Here is a 21,225-nt window from a genome sequence, read left to right as displayed (position 1 = left end):
CCGCGCCTTGCCGCACCCGGCACCCCGCGCGACGATCGGAGCACGGCCGAGCCTCGGGGAGGGCGCGATGGGCACGCACGTGGTGGTCGGGTACGACGGGTCGCCGGAGGCGGTCTCGGCGGTGCGGTGGGCGGCGGTCGCGGCCCACCGGCTGGGCGCGGAGCTGCGGGTCGTGCACGTGTGGGGGCTGCAGGGGCAGCTCGACGTGCCGCCGCTGCGCACCGCGTCGGCGTACGTCCGGCAGGGTGCGCAGGAGGTCGCGGACGAGGGCGCGCAGGTCGCGCGCGAGCAGTCGCCCGGGCTCGCCGTCACCGCGGTCCTCGACGACGGCCCGCCCGCGCGCACGCTCGTCGGGCTCGCGCAGGACGCACGGCTGCTCGTCGTCGGACGGCAGGGCGCGGGGCGGCTGTCGGGCGTGCTGCTCGGGTCGGTGTCGCTCGGCGTGCTGCAGCACGCGCCGTGCCCCGTCGTGGTGGTGCCCCGCACGCAGGTCGCGCCGCAGCCCACCGGGCACGTCGTCGTCGGCGTCGACGGGTCGGCGGCCTCGTTCGCCGCGGTCGACGCCGCCGTCACGGGCGCCGACGCGATCGCCACCAGCACCGCGACCCGGCTCACCGTCGTCGCGTGCTGGCAGGAGCCTCCCACCAACCGCTCGCTCGTGTCCTGGCTCGCCGAGCAGCCCGGCACGTCGCCGGCCGACCTCGCGCGGCAGGCCGCCGAGCGGGCGCTCGACGCCGCGCTCGTGCGGCTCGCGGGCGCCGAGGGCGTCACCGTGGACGGCGTCGTCGCGGAGGGGCCGGCGGCCCGCGTGCTCGCGCAGCACGCCGAGCGCGCCGACCTGCTCGTCGTCGGCACGCGGGGCCTCGGCGGCCTGGGCGGGCTCGTGCTCGGCTCGGTCAGCCAGTGGCTCGTCGCGCGTGCGGCGTGCCCCGTCCTCGTCGCGCGCGGCGCCGCCTGAACCCCGCCGCGCCTCAGACGGGCCCGGGTGGCGTGCCGCCGCGCACCACCGGCCGGGCGGGCACCACGGCCCGGCCGCCCGCGCCGACCACGGGCGGGGCGACGGGCAGGTCGCGCGCGTGCCGGCGGGCGCCGACGGACGCGCCGCGGACGAGCCGGGCCGCGTCGTCGCGACGCGTCACGACCCGGTGTCGCCCCCGCGTCGTCCGGGCGCGTCGCCGCACGCCCGTTCGTGCGGCGCGGAGCGGGTAGCCTGGACCGCCGTGGCCACCACCGACTTCCCCGCCGAGCTCCGCGACCTGCGCACCACGCTGGACTCCATCGAGTCGGTGAGCGACCCCACGGCGCTGCGGGCGAAGATCGCCGAGCTCTCCGAGCAGGCGTCCGCCCCCGACCTGTGGGACGACCCCGAGGCCGCCCAGAAGGTCACGAGCGCGCTGTCCGCCGCGCAGTCCGAGCTCGACCGCGTCACGCGCCTGCGCGGCCGCATCGACGACCTCGAGACGCTCGTCGAGATGGCCGCCGAGGAGGACGACGAGGACACCCTCGCCGAGGCCGAGGCCGAGCTCGTCGGCATCCGCAAGGACCTCGGCGAGCTCGAGGTCCGCACGCTGCTCGCGGGCGAGTACGACCAGCGCGAGGCCGTCGTCACGATCCGCGCCGGCGCCGGCGGCGTCGACGCCGCCGACTTCGCCGAGATGCTGCTGCGCATGTACCTGCGCTGGGCCGAGCGCCACGGCTACCCGACGACCGTGCTCGACACGTCGTACGCCGAGGAGGCCGGGCTCAAGTCCGCGACGTTCGAGGTCAAGGCGCCCTACGCGTTCGGGCACCTGTCGGTCGAGGCCGGCACGCACCGCCTCGTGCGGATCTCGCCGTTCGACAACCAGGGGCGACGTCAGACGTCGTTCGCCGCCGTCGAGGTCATCCCGCTCATCGAGCAGACCGACTCCATCGAGATCCCCGAGTCCGAGATCAAGGTCGACGTGTTCCGCTCGTCCGGCCCCGGCGGGCAGTCCGTCAACACGACCGACTCCGCGGTCCGCATGACGCACATCCCCACCGGCATCGTCGTGTCGATGCAGAACGAGAAGTCGCAGATCCAGAACCGCGCCGCCGCGCTGCGCGTCCTGCAGTCGAGGCTCCTGCTCGTGCGCAAGGCCGAGGAGGACGCCAAGAAGAAGGAGCTCGCGGGCGACATCAAGGCGTCCTGGGGCGACCAGATGCGCTCGTACGTGCTGCAGCCGTACCAGATGGTCAAGGACCTGCGCACCGAGCACGAGGTCGGCAACCCGGCCGCGGTGTTCGACGGCGACATCGACGACTTCATCGAGGCCGGCGTGCGCTGGCGCCGGGCGCAGCAGGTCGCGGACGCCTGAGCCCGCCGACCCGTCCCGGACGCACGTCCGGGACGGAACGGGACGAGTCGGGCGTTGCGCGTGATTCACAGGCGACGGGGCGGCGTGTCCTGCGCCCGAGCGGGTGAACGCCTTCCTACCCTCGATGGGGCTCGCGGACCGCGGGCCGTCGGGGGCGTGCCCCCCGAGAGGACGAGGCGAGGTCGGTCGTGATCCGGTTCGAGAACGTGACGAAGGTCTACGCGCGCGGCGCACGGCCCGCGCTGGACCGGGTGACGCTCGACGTCGAGCGCGGCGAGTTCGTGTTCCTCGTGGGCGCGTCCGGGTCCGGCAAGTCGACGTTCCTGCGGCTCGTGCTGCGCGAGGAGCGCGCGTCGGCCGGCAAGGTGTTCGTCGCCGGCAAGGAGCTCGGGACGCTGTCCGGCTTCAAGGTCCCGCACCTGCGCCGGCAGATCGGCGCGGTCTTCCAGGACTTCCGCCTGCTGCCCAACAAGACCGTCTTCGAGAACGTCGCGTTCGCGCTGCAGGTCATCGGCAAGCCGCGTCACCACATCCTCACGACCGTGCCCGACGTGCTCGACATGGTCGGGCTCGCCGGCAAGGAGAAGCGTCGCCCGCACGAGCTGTCGGGCGGTGAGCAGCAGCGCGTCGCGATCGCGCGCGCGTTCGTCAACCGGCCGTCGATCCTGCTGGCCGACGAGCCCACCGGCAACCTCGACCCGACGACGTCCCTGGGGATCATGCGCCTGCTCGACCGCATCAACCGCACCGGCACCACGGTCGTCATGGCCACGCACGACGACGAGATCGTCGACCAGATGCGCAAGCGCGTGGTCGAGCTGTCGACCGGTGAGCTCGTGCGCGACCAGTCGCGCGGCGTCTACGGCTCGGACCGCTGAGGGGATCGGGAGATGCGCGCCCAGTTCATCCTGTCCGAGATCGGCATCGGCCTGCGCCGCAACCTGTCGATGACCGTGTCGGTCGTGCTCGTGACGTTCGTGTGCCTGACCTTCCTCGGTGCCGCCGCGCTGCTGCAGACGCAGATCGGCAAGATGAAGGACGACTTCTACGACAAGGTCGAGGTCTCGGTCTTCCTGTGCCCCGAGAACTCCGCGGCGCCCACGTGCGCGGCCGGTGAGGTGACGCAGGAGCAGCGCGACGACATCCTCGCGGCGCTCGACGCGCCCGACGTCGCGCGCTACGTCGAGCAGATCTTCACCGAGTCGAAGGAGGAGGCGTACGAGACGTTCAAGCGGCAGTGGGGCGACCAGTTCTGGGCGTCGGCCGCCACCGCCGACGACATGAACTCGTCGCTGCGCATCAAGCTGACGGACCCCGAGCAGTACCAGGTCGTCGCCGACGTCGTGTCCGGTCGCCCGGGCGTCGAGTCGGTGCAGGACCAGCGGCGGCTGTTCGACAACCTCTTCCTCGTGCTCGACCGCGCCACGTGGGCCGCCGGCGGGCTCGCCGCGATCATGCTGCTCGCGGCCGTGCTGCTGATCACCACCACGATCCGGCTGTCCGCTCTCAGCCGCCGCCGCGAGACCGGCATCATGCGGCTCGTCGGTGCGTCCACGCTGTTCATCCAGCTGCCGTTCATGCTCGAGGGCGCGATCGCTGCGACGCTCGGCGCGGGGCTCGCGATCGGCGGCCTGTGGCTCGGGGTCGAATACCTCGTCACCGACTGGCTCGGCAAGTCCGTGACGTGGATCCCGTACGTCGGGACGTCGGACGTCCTGACGATCGCACCGCTCCTGGTGCTCGTCGCGTTCGTGCTCGCCGCGATCTCGTCCCTCGTCACCCTCAGCCGCTACACGAAGGTGTGAGCATGCGCCGACCCGACCGTCCCTCCCGCACCCGCCGCGCGCTGCACGCAGGCGTCGCGCTCGTCGCCGCGCTCGCGGTCGCCGTCCCGGCGCTCGTCGCCGGCTCGGCGCCGGCGCTCGCCGACGACCTGTCGAACAAGCGCGCCGACGTCGAGCGCCGCCAGGCCGAGGCCGACCAGCGCGCCGCGGCCCTCGAGGAGACGCTCGAGGAGCTCGGCGGCGAGCTCGCGGACGCGGTCGCCCGGCTCGCGGAGGTCGAGGCGCAGCTGCCCGCCGCGCAGAGCAGGCTCGACGAGGCCGTCGCCGCCGCGCAGGCCGCGCAGCGCGAGGCCGAGATCCTCGCCGCACGGCTGCAGGCGGCGCGCGACGAGGAGGCGTCGATCGGCGACCAGATCGTCGTCGACGGCGAGCGCGAGCAGGAGATCCGTGCGGCCATCGGCCAGATGGCGCGCAGCGCCTACCAGGGCGGGCGTGACGTCTCCAGCATGAGCGTGATGCTCGACGCGGAGAGCTCGCAGGACTTCGTCCGCAAGTACGGGCTCGTGTCCACGGCGATGCGCACGCAGACGCAGGTGCTCGACGAGCTCACCGAGCTCGCGGCCCGGAACAAGAACGCGCAGGCGCGGCAGCAGGCCGTGCGCGAGAAGGTCGACGAGCTCAAGGCCGCGGCCGACCAGAAGCTCGCCGAGGCGCAGCAGGCGCAGGCCGAGGCGGCCAGCGCCAAGCAGGCGCTCGACCAGCTCGTGGCCGAGCAGCAGGAGCGCCAGGCGGCCATCGCGGGCCGCAAGGCCGAGGTCGAGGCGCAGGCCGCGGCCGCGGACGCCGAGCGGGGCAAGCTCGCGGGCGAGCTCGCGCAGATCGTCGAGCAGCAGCGTCAGCAGCGCGAGGCCGAGGAGGCGGCGCGCCGCGCGCAGGCCGGCCAGAACAACGGCGGCGGGGGTGGTGGTGGCACCGGCACCGGTGGCGGCGGCGGCACGAGCCCGCAGCCCGGCGGTGCGCGCCCCGGCGCGAAGTTCGGCAACCCCACCGCGCACAACCCGATCTACGTGACCTCCGAGTACGGCATGCGCATGCACCCCGTGCTGGGCTACATGCGCATGCACGCCGGCATCGACCTGCGCGATCGCTGCGGCGAGCCCGTCTACGCGGGCCGCGACGGGACCGTGCAGTGGGCCCGGTTCCGCAGCGGGTACGGCAACCAGGTGATGGTCGACCACGGCTGGGTCGACGGGTCGTCGCTCATGTCGAGCTACAACCACATGTCGTCGTTCGTCGTCGGCGCCGGGGCGCGCGTGAGCGCCGGCCAGCTGCTCGGCTACGCGGGAAACACCGGCACGTCGGCGGCCTGCCACCTGCACTTCGAGGTGTACGTCAACGGCTCGACGACCAACCCGCGGCCGTACCTGGGGCTGTGACCTGCGCGTCGTCCGCGGATTCCCGTGGGACGACGCGGGTGGGCGCCGGTAGTGTCGGACGTCGGCGGTCGTGAGGACCGCCGCGACGACCGCCCGAGCACCGGGCACGGGACAGCACAGGGACGGAGGGCCGCGCGGTGGCGAAGGCGAAGGTGGACGGCCGCACGATGGTCGCCGCCAACCGCAAGGCGCGGCACGACTACCTGATCCAGGACGTGTTCGAGGCCGGCCTGGTGCTCACGGGCACCGAGGTCAAGGCGCTGCGCGCCGGCCGCGCGTCGCTGGTGGACGGCTGGGGCGAGATCGAGTCGGGCGAGGCGTGGCTGCACGGCGTGCACATCCCCGAGTACTCGCAGGGCACGTGGACCAACCACGCGCCGCGGCGCAAGCGCAAGATGCTGCTCCACCGCGAGGAGATCGATCGTCTCGAGGCGCGCACGCGCGAGAAGGGGCACACGATCGTGCCGCTCGCGCTGTACTTCCTCGACGGTCGCGCCAAGGTCGAGATCGCGCTGGCGATCGGCAAGAAGGACTGGGACAAGCGCCAGGCCCTGCGCGAGCGGCAGGACAACCTCGAGGCGCAGCGAGCGATGAGGGAGCGACGCGACCGGTGACCGACGTGCGTCCGGACGGATCCGACCCTGTTCTGGCGCGTGCGGTGCGGCGGCTCGCCGTGCTCGCCCTCGTGCTCGTCGTGGCGCTGGGGGTGATCCTGCTCGCGCCGCCCGTGGCGCTCGCGGCGCCCGCGCCCGGCGACCTGTCCAGCGGGCGGGAGATCACGCGCTACGACGTGACGGCCGACGCGGCCGTCGACGGCAGCGTCGACGTGCGCATCGAGCTCGACTTCGACTACGGCGACGACCCGGGGCACGGGCCGTACCTCACGTTCCCGACGCGGGTGTCCTACGACGACGAGCAGGACCGCGTGTTCGAGTTCAGCGACGTGCGGGCGTCGAGCCCCACGGGCGCGCCGGCCGGCGTGGACCGCGAGGACGAGACGTCGGCGATGGTCCTGCGCATCGGGGACGAGGACGTCGACGACGTCACGGGCGTGCAGACGTACGTCGTGACCTTCACCGTCGACGGCTGGATCAACCCCGCGAACGCGCAGCACTCGGGCGACGAGCTGTACTGGAACGTCATCGGCCCCGGGTGGGAGATCCCGCTGTCGCAGCTGTCGGTCACCGTGTCGGGGCCCGCGCCCGTCGAGGGCGCCGCGTGCTTCGTGGGCCCGTACGGCTCGACGACGCCCTGCCGGTCGGTGACGACCGACGGGGGGACGGCGTCGTTCACGCAGGACGTCGTGACGGTCGGCGACCAGCTGACGACCGTCACCGGGTGGCCCGGCGGCACGTTCCCGGGCGTGCAGCCGATCCTGCGCCCCAAGCCCGACCCGACGCTGCCGCTCGCACCGGCCAACCCCGCCGGGGCGTTGGCGGGCGCGCTGCTGCTGGTCGGCAGCGGCCTGGTCGTGCGGCGCGTGCGCCGCACGGGCCGGGACCGCGCGTACCTCGGCCTGACGCCCGGGCTGCGCCCGGCCGACGGCCAGGAGGTCGCGACGGGGTACCGCGACCGCCGCATGCCCGTGAGCGTGCAGTTCCAGCCGCCGCAGGACGCGCGGCCGGGGGAGATCGGCACGCTCGTCGACGAGAAGGCCGACCCCGTCGACGTCACGGCGACCATCGTCGACCTCGCGGTGCGCGGCTGGCTGCGCATCGAGGAGGTGCCGCGGTCCAACCCGAAGAAGAAGCCCAAGGACTGGACGCTGGTGCGCCTGCGCGCCGGCACCGAGGGTCTGCTGCCGTTCGAGGCGTGGCTGCTGTCCGACCTGTTCGAGGAGGAGGACCGCGTCCAGCTGTCCGACCTGAGCACGACGTTCGCGTCGTCGCTCGCCAAGGTGCAGGACATGATGTACGAGCACGTCGCGAGCGTCGGCTGGTTCCGCGGCAACCCCAAGAAGGTGCGCAACGCGTGGCTCGCATCGGCGTTCGGGATCATGGGGCTCGGCGTCGCGGTGGCGCTCGTCGCGATGGCGATCGAGACGGTCCCCGGGCTGGCGCTCGTGGGCATCGCGATCACGCTGGTCGGGGTGCTGGTGCTCGCGGTGTCCAACCGGGCGCCCGCGCGCACGGCCGACGGCACCGCGGTGCTGGCCCAGGCCCTCGGGTTCCGCCGGTACCTCGCGACGGCCGAGGCGAACCAGCTGCGGTTCGAGGAGGGCGAGGACGTCTTCAGCCGGTACCTGCCGTACGCGATCGTGTTCGGCCTGACCGACCGGTGGGCGCGCGTGTTCGCCGAGCTCGCCGCGCAGGGGCGCGTGCTCGAGCAGCCCGGCTGGTACGTCGGGTCGTACGCGCCGACCGCGCACGCGTTCTGGGCCACGGGGTTCGTGGGCGCGCTCGACCGCTTCGAGTCCGTCGCGACGTCGGCCATCACGGCACCCACGCCGGGGTCCTCGGGCGGGTCCGGGTTCAGCGGCGGCGGGTTCTCCGGCGGTGGCGTCGGCGGCGGGGGCGGCGGGGGCTGGTGAGCCCGCGCCCGTGACGCGTGCCGCGGCCGGTCGGGGTCAGCCGGCCGCGTCGCGTGCGCCGAGCGCGGCGTCGCCCGTGCGGCGCAGCACGTTGCGCGCCACCACCTGCTGCCACGTCGACGCGCGCTCGGCGCGGCCCCGCCCGACGAACGACACCGCCCAGTGCAGCAGGGTCGTCAGCCGGTTCTTGAAGCCCACCAGGTACACGAGGTGCACGCCGAGCCACAGCGCCCACGCGGCCACGCCCGCGGTGCGCACGGGCCCCACCTGCGCGACCGCGAAGAACCGCGACACCGTCGCCATGCTGCCCTTGTCGCGGTAGACGAACCGCTGCCCCGTCGGCTCGCCGCGCACGCGCGCCGCGATCTGCCCGGCCGCGTGCTGCCCGCTCTGGATCGCGACCTGCGCGACGCCCGGCAGGTCGTCGAGGCTCATGAGGTCCCCGACGACGAACACCTCGGGGTGGCCCGGCAGCGTGCAGTCCGGCGCGACGCGCACGCGCCCGGCCCGGTCGGTCTCGGCGCCCGACCGCTCGGCGAGCACGCGCCCGAGCGGCGCGCCCGCGACACCCGCCGCCCACACCTTGCACACCGTCGGGATCTCGCGGCGGCGGCCGTCGGCGTCCTCGACCGTCACCGACCGGGCGTCGAGCTCGACGACCTTCCAGCCCGTCCACAGCTCGACGCCCAGCCGGTCGAGCTCGCGCGCCGCGGCCGACGCGAGCCGCTCCGGGTACCCGGGCAGCACGTGCTCCACCGGGTCGACGAGCAGCACGCGCGCGCGGGCCGGGTCGGCGCGGCGGAACTGCCCGGGCAGCACGCGGTGCGCGAGCTCGGCGACCTGCCCCGCCATCTCGACGCCCGTCGGCCCGGCGCCGACCACGACGAACGTCAGCAGCCGGTCCGCGACCTCGGGGTCGTCCGTGAGCTCGGCCAGCTCGAACGCCCCCAGCACGCGCGCGCGGACCTCCATCGCGTCGTCGAGGCTCTTGAGACCGGGCGCGTGCTCGGCGAACTCGTCGCGGCCGAAGTACGACTGCCCGGCACCTGCCGCCACGACCAGCGAGTCGTAGCGCGTGCGGACCTCGCCCAGCGGTGAGCGGTGCACGACCTCGCGCGCGTCGAGGTCGACGTCCTCGACCACGCCCAGCAGGACGCGCGCGTTGCGCTGGCGCCGCAGCACGTCGCGCGTCGCGGGTGCGATCTCGCCCGACGACAGGATCCCCGTCGCCACCTGGTAGAGCAGGGGCTGGAAGAGATGGTGGTTGACGCTGCTGATGACCGTGACCCGCACGCCGGGCACGTCCGCGAGCGCTCGCGTCGCGAACAGGCCGCCGAACCCGGACCCGACGACGACCACGTCGTGCGGGCGCTGCGTCGCTGTCATGGCGGCCTCCTGGTCGCGGTCGGGGGTCGTGCCTCGACGCTACGGGCGCCGCGCGCCGGGCGCGCGTCGGTGGGCGGTTCGGACGCCCCGCGGACCCGGTGCGTCCGGCGCCCCGCGGCGGCAGGACGTCGTGGGCGCCGTCACGGGCGTGGGCGCCGTTCAGGTTGCCGGCGTGGCGTCCTCGGGCGAGCGTGGAGGGGACGCCGACGAGAGGACCCGCATGACGGCCAGCACCCCCGACCCGGACCCCGACAGCACGCCCGGCCTCGAGCCCGGCGGGTCGGTCGCGCCCGGGGACACGCCGCCGGGGGAGTCGTCGACGTCGGGTGCGTCGGACCGGCAGCCGCGCACCGGGTCGACCGGCGCGAACTGGGTCGCGTACGCCGTCATCGGCGTCGCGGTGGTGCTCGTGGGCCTGTTCTTCGTCGGGTACGTGGTGGGCCTCGCGGACTGACGCACGGGTCGCCGCACCAGGGACCACGGTCCCGCACGTCCGTCGCGACGCCGCGGCTAGCGTGACCGGATGACCGCCCCGACCACGGCCCGGCCGCGCCCGACGCGGCGACGTCGCCCGTCGCAGGGGTGGGTGCCGCGGCAGCACGGGGCGTGGGCGATGCTCGTGGTGCCGCCCGTGGTGGGGGCGACGCTGAGCGGGTGGACGTGGCGGCACGCGCTGCTGCTCGCGGCGTGGCTGGTCGGCTACCTGGCCTACCACGCCGCGGGGATCTGGCTGCGCTCGGGGCGTCGCGCGCGGTACCGGCGCCCGGTCGTCGTGTACGGCGGTGCGGGCGCGACGCTGCTGGTCGCGCTCGTGGCGTCCGCGCCGCGCCTGCTGCTGTGGGCGCCGGCGTTCGCGGTGCTGCTGGGCGTGAGCCTCGTGGCGTCGCTGCGGCGCGCCGACCGGTCGTGGTGGAACGACACCGTGACGATCCTCGCCGCCGCGCTCCTCGCGCCCGTCGCCGCGGGCCTCGGCGTCACGGCCGTCGCGCCGGCGCGGCTGTGGACCGCGACGGCCGTGCTCGCCGCGTACTTCCTGGGCACCGTGCCGTACGTCAAGTGCCTCATCCGCGACCGCGACGACCCGCGCGTGCGCCGGCTGTCCGTCGTGTACCACGCGGCGCTCGCGGTCGGCGCGTGGTGGGTGCACCCCGCGCTCGGGGTCGTCGCGGTGCTGCTGCTCGCGCGGGCCGTCGTCGTGCCGTGGCGGTGGCCGCACGTGCGTCCCGCGCCGCTGGGGGCGGGCGAGGTCGTCGCGACGCTCGTGGTGACGACGACGCTGCTGCTCACCGTGTGACGTCCGGGCCCGCCAGCGGGCGCGGCGGACGGCCGGTCAGGAGTCGGTGCTTGCGCCGGTCAGGTGCCGAGGATCTCCGCGAGGTCGAACCGCACGGGCTCGTCGAGCTGCGCGTACGTGCACGAGCGCGGGTCGCGGTCGGGGCGCCAGCGGCGGAACTGCGCGGTGTGCCGGAACCGGTCGCCCTCCATGTGGTCGTAGGCCACCTCGACGACCAGCTCGGGTCGCAGCGGCACGAACGACAGGTCCTTGGTCGCGTTCCAGCGGCTCACGGCGCCCGGCATGCGCTGCCCGGCGTGCGCCTGCTGGTCGGCCCAGCCGCCCCACGGGTGCTCGGCGAGGTCGACGTCGCGGTACGGCGCGAGGTCGTCGAGCAGCGTGCGGCGGCGCGCCATGGGGAACGACGCGCTCACGCCGACGTGCTGCAGGTGGCCGTCGTCCGCCCACAGGCCCAGCAGCAGCGACCCGACCACGTCGCCCGTCTTGTGCCAGCGGAAGCCCGCGACCACGCAGTCCGCCGTGCGCTCGTGCTTGATCTTGAACATCGCGCGCTTGTCGGGCTGGTACGTGCCGTCGAGCGGCTTGGCGACGACGCCGTCGAGGCCCGCGCCCTCGAACTGCTCGAACCAGCGCCGCGCCTCGGCGAGGTCACCGGTCGCGGGCGTCACGTGCACGGGCGGGCGCGCGTCGGCGAGCGCCTGCACGAGCAGCGCGCGGCGCTCGGCGAACGGGCGACCCGTGAGGTCCTCGTCGCCGAGCGCCAGCAGGTCGAACGCGACGAACGACACGGGCGTCTGCTCGGACAGCAGCTTCACGCGGCTCGCCGCGGGGTGGATGCGCTGCTGCAGCGCGTCGAAGTCGAGCCGGTCGCCCGTGACCAGCACGATCTCGCCGTCGACCACGCACCGGTCCGGCAGGTTCGCGCGCAGCGCCTCGACGAGCTCGGGGAAGTACCGCGTCATCGGCTTCTCGTTGCGGCTGCCCAGCTCGACCTCGTCGCCGTCGCGGAAGACGATCGTGCGGAACCCGTCCCACTTGGGCTCGACGTGCCCCACGTCCGGGATCTCCTTGACGGACTTCGCGAGCATCGGCGCGACGGGCGGCATCACCGGCAGGTCCATCCGCCCATCGTGCGGCACGCCACCCACACGTGCACAGGTGGCGCCGAGGTCCGCCCCAGCCCGCGTCCGGGAGCGTGCGGTGTCCTGGGGTCAGCGGGCGCCGCAGGGGCGCCGACAGGAGGAACCATGGACGACCGCACGACCCCGCCGGGCACGCCGGCGAACCCGAACCCGAACCCCGACCCGACTGCCGGCGCCGGGGCTCCGACGGGCGCAGGTGGCTCCGGCGCGGACGCCGCGTCGTCCGGCGCCCCCGGGCACGCGGGCCCGGGAGCTCCCGCCCCGGGTGGGCCCGCGCTGCCCGCGCCCGGCTACGTGCAGCCGGCGTACGTGCCGCCCGCAGGTGCCGGGGGGCCGGCGGTGCCCGGTGCCGCGCCGGCCGTGCCCGCTGCGCCCGCCCGCCCGCGGCGGACCGTGAGCGCGGTCGTCGCGGCCGTGCTCGCGGCGGCGGCGCTCCTGGTCGGCCTCGTGGTGGGCGGCGGAGGCGTCGCCCTCGCCACGTTCGGGCACGGCGTCGGGAACCACCGCGGCCCCGGCGCGTTCGCGGGCGTCCCCGACCACGACGGTGACCGCGACGGACGGCTGCTGGACGGCGGTGACCGGCCCGGCCGTGCGCTGCCCCGGGGCTCCGACGACGGATCGTCCGCGCCGCGCGACGCGCTGCCCGGTGGCGCGGGGGACGACGCGCTGCCCGGCGGGCAGGGCGACGGCGGGTCGTCCGAGGGCTCCTGAGCTCACCCGGGCGCACGCACCGGGGCCGCTTCCCGGCCCGGTGCAGGGCCGTCGTCGGGCGCAGGTCGCGCGGCCCCGTGGGGCGGGAGCTCGAACCGGCTAGTACGACTCGCTGCGCTCGACGACACCCACCCCGTGCGCCTGGCCGTACCGGTGGAGCGTCTGCGAGAACGCGGGGTAGGCGTCCTCCGCGACGAGGCGGAAGGGCAGCACGAGCTTGGCGCCCTTCACGGTCGCCGCGGGCGACCCCGTCGCGGCGAGCCGGGACCGGAGCAGCGCCGCGTCGCGGGCCTCGAGCTCGATCCGGCCGGTCAGCCCTTCGGCGTTCTGCGCGGCCGCGGCGACCTGCTGGCCCACCTGCGTGTTCCCCCGCGCGTGGCTGTCCGCCTGCTTCTTGGCACGGAGCACGACGATCACCCGGGACAGCTCCTCCCACGCCAGCTCGACGCCGTCGCGCGTGCGCAGCCCGGACGGCCCGGCGGTGACGAAGGGCGGCCTCGTCGTCTCTCCGGCCGCGGTCGCCACGCGCCGGCCGCGGAGCACCACGAACAGCAGGAACAGGACCCCGACGGCGAGCATGAACCACCCGGCGCCGGGCCCACCGGTGGGACCGCGGAACGCCAGCGCCGCCACCGCGAACGCGCCGACGCCGATCGCGGCGAGCAGGATCAGCATGCCGAGGTTCCGGCTCCGGTACGTCGTCGCCTGCCGCGCGCTGGCGGCGAGCGCGACGCCGTCCGTCGGGGTGCCGGGGGGAGTGGTGAGGTCGTCTCCGGTCGCCATGGCCCGATGGTAGGGAGGCCCGCCACGACGCGACAGGGGTGCTCCACCACGCGGGACACGACCGCGCAGGTGGCCAGGGCGGTCCGGGCGGCCCTCGCCCGCGGGAATCACGGAGACGCCCCGGTGGTTGTGACGTAGGCTTGACCTCGTCGGACGCGCCCCCCGGGTGCGTGCGGCGACTGCTTGACAACTGAACACACCCATGGGGGTGATCGGTTTCGACGGTGATCGTCGAGCCAGGTGAAGCGGGTCGAGGATGCACGGTTATCTCGTAAACGCTCCGTGCGACTCATAGGTGCCGATTCCAAGCGCACCGACTTCGCCCTCGCCGCCTGAGCGAGCCTCGAAGTCCGTCGGCCTAGACATGCTCTCGGTCTAGTTCCCGGCGTCATCTAGAGAGCCACTGCTGTCCGTCCTCGTCGGTGGGGCGGGCGGGACTCTTAGCCGACTGAGCCCGTCCACGTCTTGTCCGCGTGATCGTGGGGGCTGAGAAAATCTACTGCGGACTGCACCCGGAGAAGCCCTGGTCCCACGTCATCGGACGCGGGTTCGATTCCCGCCACCTCCACCACGAGGTGTTTGCAGGCTGCGCGCGATGTCTTTGCACATCGTGTGTCGCGGCTGCAAGCAGCGAATGACGAACGGCCCTGTACCCTCGACGGGTGCAGGGCCGTTCGCATGCTCACGCCGGTCGCCTGCGGTGGTCGGCCGGGTTCGTCTCCTCGGTCGCCTCCGCCTGCTCCCGGTGAGGTGCGCGCACCCGTTGTCGACCGGCTCCGGCGGCAGGCGCTCCTGTTCCGCGGACGGCGTCGGGCGCACAGGGGCGGTCGACTTCTGAGGCGAGTCGAGGCGACGTCGTCACCCCACGCGACGGCCTGGTCGCCGTGCTCGCGGACGTCGCGGGTGGGAGGCGGGTCCTTCACTCACGGGATCAGGCGCCCCTGGGCGGCACCAGCCAGTGTCCACCGACGGACCAGCCGAGCAGCCGTCGTCCCGTGCCGCCCTCGGCGACTCCGAGCTCGTCGAAGCGGCCGCCGGCGAGCACGTGCGCCAGGCCGTCGACGACCGGCCGCAGCTGCGAGGCGTTGCCGGTGGCCGTCGCGTCGTGGAGCCGTCGCACCGCCGAGGCCTGGGACGGCTCGTCGCAGAAGCTCAGGAGGTAGATCGCCTGGCGCCACCCGTAGGCGATGTTCTTGACGGCCTGCAGCGCGGCGTGGTGCTGGTCCGGGAGGTGCGCGTGTGCGTGGAGCATCCAGGAGAACACCCGCTCGGCCAGCTCGGGGGCACGTTCGCGAAGCGTCGGCTCCAGGTCGAGCGCGAAGGTCAGGACCGCGAGATTGTGGGTCGTCAGGATCTGGCTCTGCTCGAGCACTGCCCCGTTCGCCGCCACGCTCCACGAGCGGCCGACGGCGCCCGCCTCGCGTGCCCGCGTGCGGCACAGCGTGGCGAAGTCGTCAGCCGTCTCCTTGCCCCAGCGCCTGCGAGCCTTCCGCGCCCAGCCGCTCGGCGGAGGAGCAGCCGCCCAGGTCTCCGGGCCCGGCAGGTCGTAGTAGCGGGCGTAGAGCGATCCGTGCAGGCCCTCGCTCGCCGCGCGGGCAGCGGTCCGCCACTTCGTTGTGAAGGTCCCCATGAAGATGTCCGCTGCGACCTCGTCGACCAGTGCAAGGCGCACGTCGGCCACGCTTGCGAGCGCGCCGAGCTCACGCACCAGCGGGTTGGGCAGGATCGTCTCCGGGAATGAGTCCAGCGCGAGCAGGACTGATCTGGTCAGGGCCTGCCGAGCGGGTCTCGACGAGCTGCTGCGGTCGCGGAAGCCAGACACCGCGGCGACCCACGGCACCTCGTCAAAGCTCACCTGGTGCTCGAGGTCCAGCAGCAGCAGGCTGCGCCGACGCCGGAACGCCGAGTAGGTGCGCGCATGCAGACCTGCGAGCACCGGGTCGGCGATGCCCGCCGACACGTACGGAGCCGTCACCTGAGGCAGGACCGTGGCGAGCACCTCACCGGAGCCGATGACCCCGCGGGCGATGAGCTCCTCGACGGGCGCCTCGAGGGCACGGCTGACCTTCCGCACCACGGAGGGCGGCACAGGTGCATCTTCAGAGAGCGCCGGCTCCTCCGCACGGGAGATGGCCGCGACGACCCGATCAAGGTCGGGCAGGCCGCTCTCGGCCGGGAACTGGTCGAGTCGGTTCGCCACGAGGTGCGCCAGAGCGGCGTGCGTCGGCCGAGCCGCAACCACGGCCTGCACCGCACGCAGCGCCGCGCGCGCCTCACTGCCCGGCGCGCCGTGCCGGGTGATCGTGTTGGCCAACGCCCGACGAACCCAACCCACGTCGCGGCCGGAGAGGCCGGCGCCGTCGTCCCCGGCCGCCGCGAGCGCGCGACGGAGCCTGCTGAAGTTGCTCTTGGAGTGCTGGTGCCGGCTCGACACCGCGGCCCGCTCGACCGTCTCGACGTAGCGGGCCAGCCACGCCGCGCGCCGCACCGCCCAGTCGTCCGGGTACCGTCTGGCCGGCCAGCCACCCTCCACGCGGGTGGTGCCGTCGCCGTCGACGAGGCGTGGCAGTTCGCCATCGACAGTCGCGGCCCACAGCGCGACGAGGTCGTCGTACAGCGGGTCCCACAGCGTGAGCGTCTCTCGCATCGCGACGATCTGCGCCGGGGGCGTGGACGACCGCAGCCCCGACCGGATCGCCCCGACGGTCTCCAGGTGGACACCGGTTCCGGTGGGCACCGCCCGCTCGGTGAGATGGGGGGTGAACCGCAGCCGACTCAGGAACGGGCCGATCTCTGCCAAGAGGTCCAGTGCGGCCTCGACGTTCCCGTGATCGACCAGGAGGGCGATCACGGCGAGCGCCGCGTGCTCGGGAAGGTCGATGCGGTAGCGGTCATGTGCCAGTGCGGCCAGCAGCTCCGACTGTCCGGCGTCGCTGAGGTACCAGAAGTTCAGCCGCTCGCGCGACGTCGAACCGGGTCCTGGAGGCAACGCGGCGAGTCGCGACGTCTCCGCTTCGTCGAGTGGTTGCTCAGCCAGCAGGCGTCCGGTCGCGAAGCCGCCGGTCACGACCTCCAGGGTGACCCAGGCGGGCATGCCCGCCACAGGCGTACGCGAGCCGACCCCCAGCTCGCCGCCTGCCATTCCGTCGAGCACCGCGCGCCAGCGGTCAGCTCTGGCCGTGGCGCGGGCCCGCGTGGCGGCGTCCTTGCTCGTGGCCGCCGTGCGCAGGGCGGCCCGTAGTCGACCTGCCGCGTACCAAGGCGAGGCTTCGGCCTGAGGCTCGTCGTGCATGAGACTCCTCGAACGGGAAAGGGACCTGAAGGCGAGAGTCGAACTCGCACCCTCCCGGGTGACAGCCGGGTGCTCTTCCGGTGAGCTACTCCAGGACGAGACATGGAGGCAGGATTCGAACCTGCACCCTCCCGGTCCGGAGCCGGGCGATCTGCCATTGATCCACTCCATGCAGCGTGCGACGCCACGGTAGATGCTCGCGCTGGGCACGTCACGCCGATTCAGGTCGCGGATCGGCCGGGCGTCCGGATCGCCCTGAGATGCCATGCGGGTCGTGTGGAGAATGGTGGGCGGACGGCGTTCTGTGCGCTCGACCGTCAGTGGCGCGGCGCTCGTCGACCTACGTCGCCGGGGCGTCGTAGGGCGAGATCCATGCGGTTCTGTGGATGAACTTGCTGTCGACGACATGCATGAGACCCGTCGACTCTCAAGCGCGCTCGTGCAGATCGGGCCCGACCAGGACCTGGTCGTCTGCCACCTGTTCGTCGTCGACGAGGATCACCGTGGGCAACATCATTCCGCCACCACCCCACCATGACGCTCTCGCTCACGTTCTTTCGTGGACGAGCAGCGGTCCAGGAAGCGAGCAGACGACGAGCCCGCCGGCGACGGCGGGCTCGTCGTGCGTCCGGGCCCCGTTCCGCGCCGCGGTAGGCCCGGCCGGCGACACCGCGGCTGCACGCGTCGCGCGGGGCACCGTCACCCCGCTGGCACGATGGTCCGGTGGCACACGACGACGCGACGCTGATCATCCGGGACGTGCGGCCGTGGGGCGGTGACCCGTCCGACGTGGGCGTCGCAGGGGACCGCATCGTCTGGGTCCGGCCCACGCAGGACGGGACGACGACGGAGGCCGAGGTCGTCGACGGGCGCGGGCTGCTCGCGCTGCCCGGCCTGGTGAACACCCACGCGCACGCCGACAAGAGCTGGTGGGGTCTGCCGTGGCAGTCCTACGCCGGCGAGGGCGGCACGCAGGGGCGGATCGCGCACGAGCGGGCCCGCCGTGACGAGCTCGGCATCCCGAGCGCGCCGGTCGCCGAGCGCGTGCTGCGCGAGTACCTGCGCACCGGCACCACGCGCGTGCGGACCCACGTCGACGTCGACCTCGGGGTGGGGCTGCGTGGCATCGACGCGGTGCGCGAGGCGGCTGCCGCGCTGGACGGCGCGATCGAGCTGACCGTCGTGGCGTTCCCGCAGGACGGCGTGCTGCGCCGGCCGGGCGTGCTGGAGCTGCTGGACCGGGCCGCCGCCGCGGGTGCGGAGCACGTCGGCGGCCTCGACCCGGCGCTGATCGACCGGGACCCGGTGGGGCAGCTCGACGGGCTGTTCCGGATCGCCGCGGAGCACGGCTGCGGGCTGGACATCCACCTGCACGAGCCCGGCGACCTGGGCGCGTTCGAGATCGAGCTGATCCTCGAACGCGTGGAGCGCGACGGGATCGCGCCAGGCAAGGTCAACGTCGCGCACGGGTTCGCGGTCGTCGACGTCGACGCGGCGCGGCGTCGTGACCTGCTCGACCGGATGGGGGCGCTCGGCGTCACGATGACCACCGTCGCACCGGTGCGGATGCGGCAGCTCCCGCTGGCGGAGATGGACGCGACCGGGGTGCGGTTCGGGTTCGGCACCGACGGCATCCGGGACCTGTGGAGCCCCTACGGCGACGGCGACCTGCTCGGCATCGCGTGGCAGTACGCGCGCGCCGGCGGCGTGGTGCGGGACGAGGACCTGCGCCGGGTCGTCGAGATCGCGACTCGCGACGGCGCGCCGTTCGTGACCGACGAGGTGCACGACCTGGTGCCCGGCGCGCGCGCGGACGTCGTGCTGCTCGACGCGGAGAACCCGATGGACGCGCTGGTCCGGAGGGTGCCCCGCGCCGTCGTGGTCGCCGGCGGGCGCGTGGTCGACCTGGCCGCGCTCGCCGCGCGACCGTGGGAGTGACGACCCGCACGAGCGAGCGTGCGCCTCACGCCGGGTGCTGCTCGCGCGGCGCGCCGGGCCGGGCGTGCTTCGTCGCGTAGAGCGCCGCGTCGGCGCGGCGCAGCAGGTCCGGCACCGTGTCGTCGGGGGTCGCGACGGCGATCCCCGCGCTCCACGGGGCGGGGGAGTCCGCGCGCGTGCGCTCGACCCACGCCGAGGCGCGCGCCTCGTCGTACCCGGGGAGCGCGACGACGAACTCGTCGCCACCCGTGCGCCCGATGACGGCCGCGGACCCCCGGAGCGCCGAGCGCCACGTCGCCACGAGCGAGGCCAGGACCTCGTCGCCCGCGTGGTGGCCGCGCGTGTCGTTGACGCCCTTGAAGTCGTCGACGTCTGCCGACACGAGCGCCAGGGGCGCACCCGAGCGCCGGGCGTGCCGCAGCAGGACGCCCACGCGGGCGAACAGCGTGCGGCGCGTCAGCGCGCCGGTGAGGTCGTCGGTCGTGGCGTGGTGCCGCAACCAGTGCGTCACGTAGCCCAGCAGCGACGTCGACGCGACGGTCACGACCATCACGGACACCCAGGACATCGGGTGGAACGGCGCTGCCGCGTTGCCCATGCCGACCGTGGTCACGGCGAGCGCGAAGCCGACCAGCGGCACGGCCTGCCGCGCGGGGAAGGCGAACGCGGCGAGCTGCGCCGCGGTGATGAGGCCGAGCGACACCGAGATCATGCCCTCGGCGGTGCGGCAGCACGCCACGAGCACGCCCAGCCCGACCATGCCGGTCGCGAGGAGCGCGGGCTGCGTCCACCGGCGGTCGGGCAGCACCAGCGTCAGCCCCGACAGCGCCGCGAGCAGCGCCGCGACCGTGACCCACGGCACCACCGACGCCTGCGGGTTCACGGACCAGCCGAGCGCGACGAGCACGATCACGGCCATGACGCCGAACATGACCGCGAGCAGGCCGCGGCCGCCGTGCAGCCGCGGCATCGACTCGTCGACCAGACCCATGCTCGGATTATGAGTCCGGCGCGCCGCGGTGTGACGGCGCCGGACGGGTGAGACCGCGCACCGGGCGGGTGCCTGCCGCGCTCGCGCGCCACGACCGCGCGCGGGAGGCCCGCACCCGGGCGGGTGCGGGCCTCCGTCGGTCGGGCCGTCGCGCGTCGTGTCGCGCGGTCCCGGTCCTCGACTCGTGCGGGCTCAGCCGTCGACGCGGACGAGCATCTTGCCGGTGTTGGCGCCGCGCATCATGTCGAGGAACGCGTCGACGGTGTGCTCGATGCCGTCGACGACCGTCTCGTCGTAGGCGATCGTGCCGGCGCCGAACCAGCCGGTCATGGCCTGCGTGAACTCGGGCGCGAGGTGCAGGTACCCGGCGAGCGTGAAGCCCTGGAGCGTGAGGCCGCGCGTGATGACGTTCGCGAGGTTGTCCGGCCCCGGGGCGCGGGTGGTCGTGTTGTAGCCGGAGATGGCGCCGCACAGCGCGGCGCGGCCGCCGTCGTTGAAGGCGTCGAGCGCGGCCTCGAGGTGGTCGCCGCCCACGTTGTCGAAGAACACGTCGATGCCGTCGGGTGCGGCGGCGGCGAGCTGGCCGCGCACGTCGCCGTCCTTGTAGTTGAACGCGACGTCGTAGCCGTAGCGCGACGTCAGCGCGTCGACCTTCTCGGCGCTGCCGGCGGACCCGATGACGCGGCCCGCGCCGAGGAGCTTGGCGATCTGCCCGACGCTCGACCCGACGGCACCGGCCGCGCCGGACACGAACACCGTGTCGCCCTCGCGCAGGCCGGCGATCGCGGTGAGCCCGACGTAGGCGGTGAGGCCGGTCATGCCGAGCACGTGCAGGTGCACCGAGAGCGGCACGCCGGGGATCTCGGCGACGGCGCGGAACGTCGAGGCGGGGGCCTGCACGGCGTCGCTCCAGCCGTGCTGGTGCAGCACGGCGGTGCCGACGGGCAGCGACGGGTCGGCGGACTCGACGACCCGGCCGACGGCACCGCCCGTGACGGTCTCGCCGAGCGCGTACGGCGCGACGTAGCTGCGGGTGTCGTTCATGCGGCCGCGCATGTAGGGGTCGACCGAGACGAACGCGTTGCGGACGCGGACCTCGCCGTCCTGCAGCGGGCCGTGCGTGACCTGCACGGTGCGGAAGTCGTCGTGGGTCGGCCAGCCCTGCGGGCGGGCGGCGAGCTGGATCTGGGTGCTGACGAACATGCGGTGCTCCGATGCTGTGCCGGTGGCGCGGAGCGGGCGCGTCGCGGGCGGTGGCCCGGACGCTGCGGGGTGCGCGGGGGTCGGGTCGACGGGCGCGCGCTCGCACCACCAGTTCTGAACTGACCGGTCCACTATATAGTGGACCGGTCGGTCTGCAAGCTGGCTCGCGTCCGGACGTGGCGCCGCACGGGCGCGCGTGGCCGCGCTCTGCACGGTGCCCGTCGCGGTCGCGCCGGTGGTCGCGCGACGTCTCGCGGCGGCCGCGCGGAGCCGACCGTGACGGCTTTCACCCGCCCGGCGGGACGTCGCGCAGGGCGGTGCGTCCCGATGCGCCCGGTTCGTCCCGCTCGCTCCGTGACGACGCGCGAGACGCGGCACGACGGACGCCCCCGGAAGCCG

18 protein-coding genes, 2 tRNA genes and 1 other RNA gene are annotated in these 21,225 nt (G+C 74.3%); 12 read left to right on the top strand and 9 right to left on the bottom strand.

Features of this window, described 5'->3' with window-relative positions; translation table 11 throughout:
* Nucleotides 1-67 precede the first annotated feature (67 nt).
* Nucleotides 68-958 (top strand): universal stress protein, encoded by an 891-nt coding sequence (locus tag E4A51_RS05465; RefSeq protein ID WP_070318377.1) that lies wholly within the window; start codon nucleotides 68-70, stop codon nucleotides 956-958.
* Nucleotides 959-971: 13 nt separating this feature from the next.
* Here E4A51_RS05465 and E4A51_RS18245 read toward each other — a convergent pair whose 3' ends face one another.
* A complete protein-coding gene (locus tag E4A51_RS18245; protein ID WP_156441924.1) occupies nucleotides 972-1,139 on the bottom strand; it encodes a hypothetical protein in 168 nt (55 codons plus the stop codon).
* Nucleotides 1,140-1,220: 81 nt separating this feature from the next.
* Between E4A51_RS18245 and prfB the strand changes: the two genes are divergently transcribed.
* The 6 genes from prfB (at nucleotide 1,221) to E4A51_RS05435 (ending at nucleotide 8,086) form a co-directional block, all read left to right on the top strand.
* A complete protein-coding gene (prfB, locus tag E4A51_RS05460; RefSeq protein ID WP_070318378.1) occupies nucleotides 1,221-2,336 on the top strand; it encodes a peptide chain release factor 2 in 1,116 nt (371 codons plus the stop codon).
* A 188-nt stretch (nucleotides 2,337-2,524) separates the two neighbouring features.
* Nucleotides 2,525-3,214: a cell division ATP-binding protein FtsE gene (ftsE, locus tag E4A51_RS05455; protein WP_046527935.1), complete on the top strand. Its 690-nt coding sequence runs from the start codon at nucleotides 2,525-2,527 to the stop codon at nucleotides 3,212-3,214.
* A 12-nt stretch (nucleotides 3,215-3,226) separates the two neighbouring features.
* On the top strand, nucleotides 3,227-4,141 hold the full coding sequence (ftsX, locus tag E4A51_RS05450) for a permease-like cell division protein FtsX (RefSeq protein WP_046527936.1): 915 nt from the start codon (nucleotides 3,227-3,229) through the stop codon (nucleotides 4,139-4,141).
* Between the two features lie 2 nt (nucleotides 4,142-4,143).
* Nucleotides 4,144-5,556, top strand: coding sequence for a M23 family metallopeptidase (locus E4A51_RS05445; RefSeq protein WP_240696389.1), 1,413 nt, complete (start codon nucleotides 4,144-4,146; stop codon nucleotides 5,554-5,556).
* Nucleotides 5,557-5,693: 137 nt separating this feature from the next.
* Complete coding sequence (smpB, locus tag E4A51_RS05440; protein WP_134851081.1) at nucleotides 5,694-6,170, top strand: SsrA-binding protein SmpB; 477 nt, start codon at nucleotides 5,694-5,696, stop codon at nucleotides 6,168-6,170.
* Nucleotides 6,167-8,086: a DUF2207 domain-containing protein gene (locus E4A51_RS05435; RefSeq protein ID WP_070318380.1), complete on the top strand. Its 1,920-nt coding sequence runs from the start codon at nucleotides 6,167-6,169 to the stop codon at nucleotides 8,084-8,086. Before smpB ends, E4A51_RS05435 begins: the two co-directional genes overlap by 4 nt.
* Nucleotides 8,087-8,122: 36 nt before the next feature.
* Here the strand turns inward: E4A51_RS05435 and E4A51_RS05430 are convergent, their stop codons facing one another.
* Nucleotides 8,123-9,472 (bottom strand): NAD(P)/FAD-dependent oxidoreductase, encoded by a 1,350-nt coding sequence (locus tag E4A51_RS05430; RefSeq protein WP_134851080.1) that lies wholly within the window; start codon nucleotides 9,470-9,472, stop codon nucleotides 8,123-8,125.
* A 220-nt stretch (nucleotides 9,473-9,692) separates the two neighbouring features.
* Here E4A51_RS05430 and E4A51_RS05425 point away from each other — a divergent pair, with 220 nt between their 5' ends.
* Both E4A51_RS05425 and E4A51_RS05420 read left to right on the top strand, forming a co-directional pair.
* Nucleotides 9,693-9,926, top strand: a complete 234-nt coding sequence (locus tag E4A51_RS05425) for a DUF6480 family protein (RefSeq protein ID WP_134851079.1) — start codon at nucleotides 9,693-9,695, stop codon at nucleotides 9,924-9,926.
* Nucleotides 9,927-9,995: 69 nt separating this feature from the next.
* Nucleotides 9,996-10,766 carry a YwiC-like family protein gene (locus E4A51_RS05420; protein WP_134851078.1) on the top strand — a complete coding sequence of 257 codons (771 nt, stop codon included), beginning with the start codon at nucleotides 9,996-9,998 and terminating at the stop codon, nucleotides 10,764-10,766.
* 59 nt (nucleotides 10,767-10,825) lie between these two features.
* Here the strand turns inward: E4A51_RS05420 and E4A51_RS05415 are convergent, their stop codons facing one another.
* Nucleotides 10,826-11,887, bottom strand: coding sequence for an ATP-dependent DNA ligase (locus tag E4A51_RS05415; protein WP_134851077.1), 1,062 nt, complete (start codon nucleotides 11,885-11,887; stop codon nucleotides 10,826-10,828).
* A gap of 126 nt (nucleotides 11,888-12,013) precedes the next feature.
* Between E4A51_RS05415 and E4A51_RS05410 the strand changes: the two genes are divergently transcribed.
* A complete protein-coding gene (locus E4A51_RS05410) occupies nucleotides 12,014-12,619 on the top strand; it encodes a hypothetical protein (protein WP_134851076.1) in 606 nt (201 codons plus the stop codon).
* Nucleotides 12,620-12,718: 99 nt separating this feature from the next.
* Here the strand turns inward: E4A51_RS05410 and E4A51_RS05405 are convergent, their stop codons facing one another.
* The gene (locus E4A51_RS05405; RefSeq protein WP_134851075.1) at nucleotides 12,719-13,402 is read right to left on the bottom strand and encodes a hypothetical protein; all 684 of its coding nucleotides are present in this window, start codon (nucleotides 13,400-13,402) and stop codon (nucleotides 12,719-12,721) included.
* Between the two features lie 204 nt (nucleotides 13,403-13,606).
* Here E4A51_RS05405 and ssrA point away from each other — a divergent pair.
* Nucleotides 13,607-13,973: a transfer-messenger RNA gene (gene ssrA, locus E4A51_RS05400) on the top strand.
* 360 nt (nucleotides 13,974-14,333) lie between these two features.
* Here ssrA and E4A51_RS05395 read toward each other — a convergent pair.
* The 3 genes from E4A51_RS05395 to E4A51_RS05385 all read right to left on the bottom strand — a co-directional run bounded on the left by E4A51_RS05395 (nucleotide 14,334) and on the right by E4A51_RS05385 (nucleotide 16,866).
* Nucleotides 14,334-16,694, bottom strand: a complete 2,361-nt coding sequence (locus E4A51_RS05395) for a hypothetical protein (RefSeq protein WP_134851074.1) — start codon at nucleotides 16,692-16,694, stop codon at nucleotides 14,334-14,336.
* A gap of 23 nt (nucleotides 16,695-16,717) precedes the next feature.
* Nucleotides 16,718-16,789: transfer RNA gene (locus E4A51_RS05390), tRNA-Asp, on the bottom strand.
* Between the two features lie 5 nt (nucleotides 16,790-16,794).
* Nucleotides 16,795-16,866: transfer RNA gene (locus E4A51_RS05385), tRNA-Arg, on the bottom strand.
* A gap of 551 nt (nucleotides 16,867-17,417) precedes the next feature.
* Here E4A51_RS05385 and E4A51_RS05380 point away from each other — a divergent pair.
* Nucleotides 17,418-18,632 (top strand): amidohydrolase family protein, encoded by a 1,215-nt coding sequence (locus E4A51_RS05380; RefSeq protein ID WP_206119949.1) that lies wholly within the window; start codon nucleotides 17,418-17,420, stop codon nucleotides 18,630-18,632.
* A gap of 25 nt (nucleotides 18,633-18,657) precedes the next feature.
* On the opposite strand, the gene E4A51_RS05375 is transcribed toward E4A51_RS05380, so the two are convergent.
* Together E4A51_RS05375 and E4A51_RS05370 are read right to left on the bottom strand one after the other, a co-directional pair.
* The gene (locus E4A51_RS05375; protein WP_134851073.1) at nucleotides 18,658-19,623 is read right to left on the bottom strand and encodes a GGDEF domain-containing protein; all 966 of its coding nucleotides are present in this window, start codon (nucleotides 19,621-19,623) and stop codon (nucleotides 18,658-18,660) included.
* Between the two features lie 192 nt (nucleotides 19,624-19,815).
* On the bottom strand, nucleotides 19,816-20,826 hold the full coding sequence (locus E4A51_RS05370; protein WP_070318389.1) for an NADP-dependent oxidoreductase: 1,011 nt from the start codon (nucleotides 20,824-20,826) through the stop codon (nucleotides 19,816-19,818).
* Between the last annotated feature and the right edge of the window lie 399 nt (nucleotides 20,827-21,225).

Origin of the sequence: Cellulomonas sp. HD19AZ1 (assembly GCF_004535805.1) — a bacterium.
In the GTDB taxonomy this organism is placed as follows: domain Bacteria; phylum Actinomycetota; class Actinomycetes; order Actinomycetales; family Cellulomonadaceae; genus Cellulomonas; species Cellulomonas iranensis.
The sequence above is the reverse complement of the archived record's forward strand: the minus strand, read 5'-3'. Positions and strand labels throughout refer to the sequence as shown.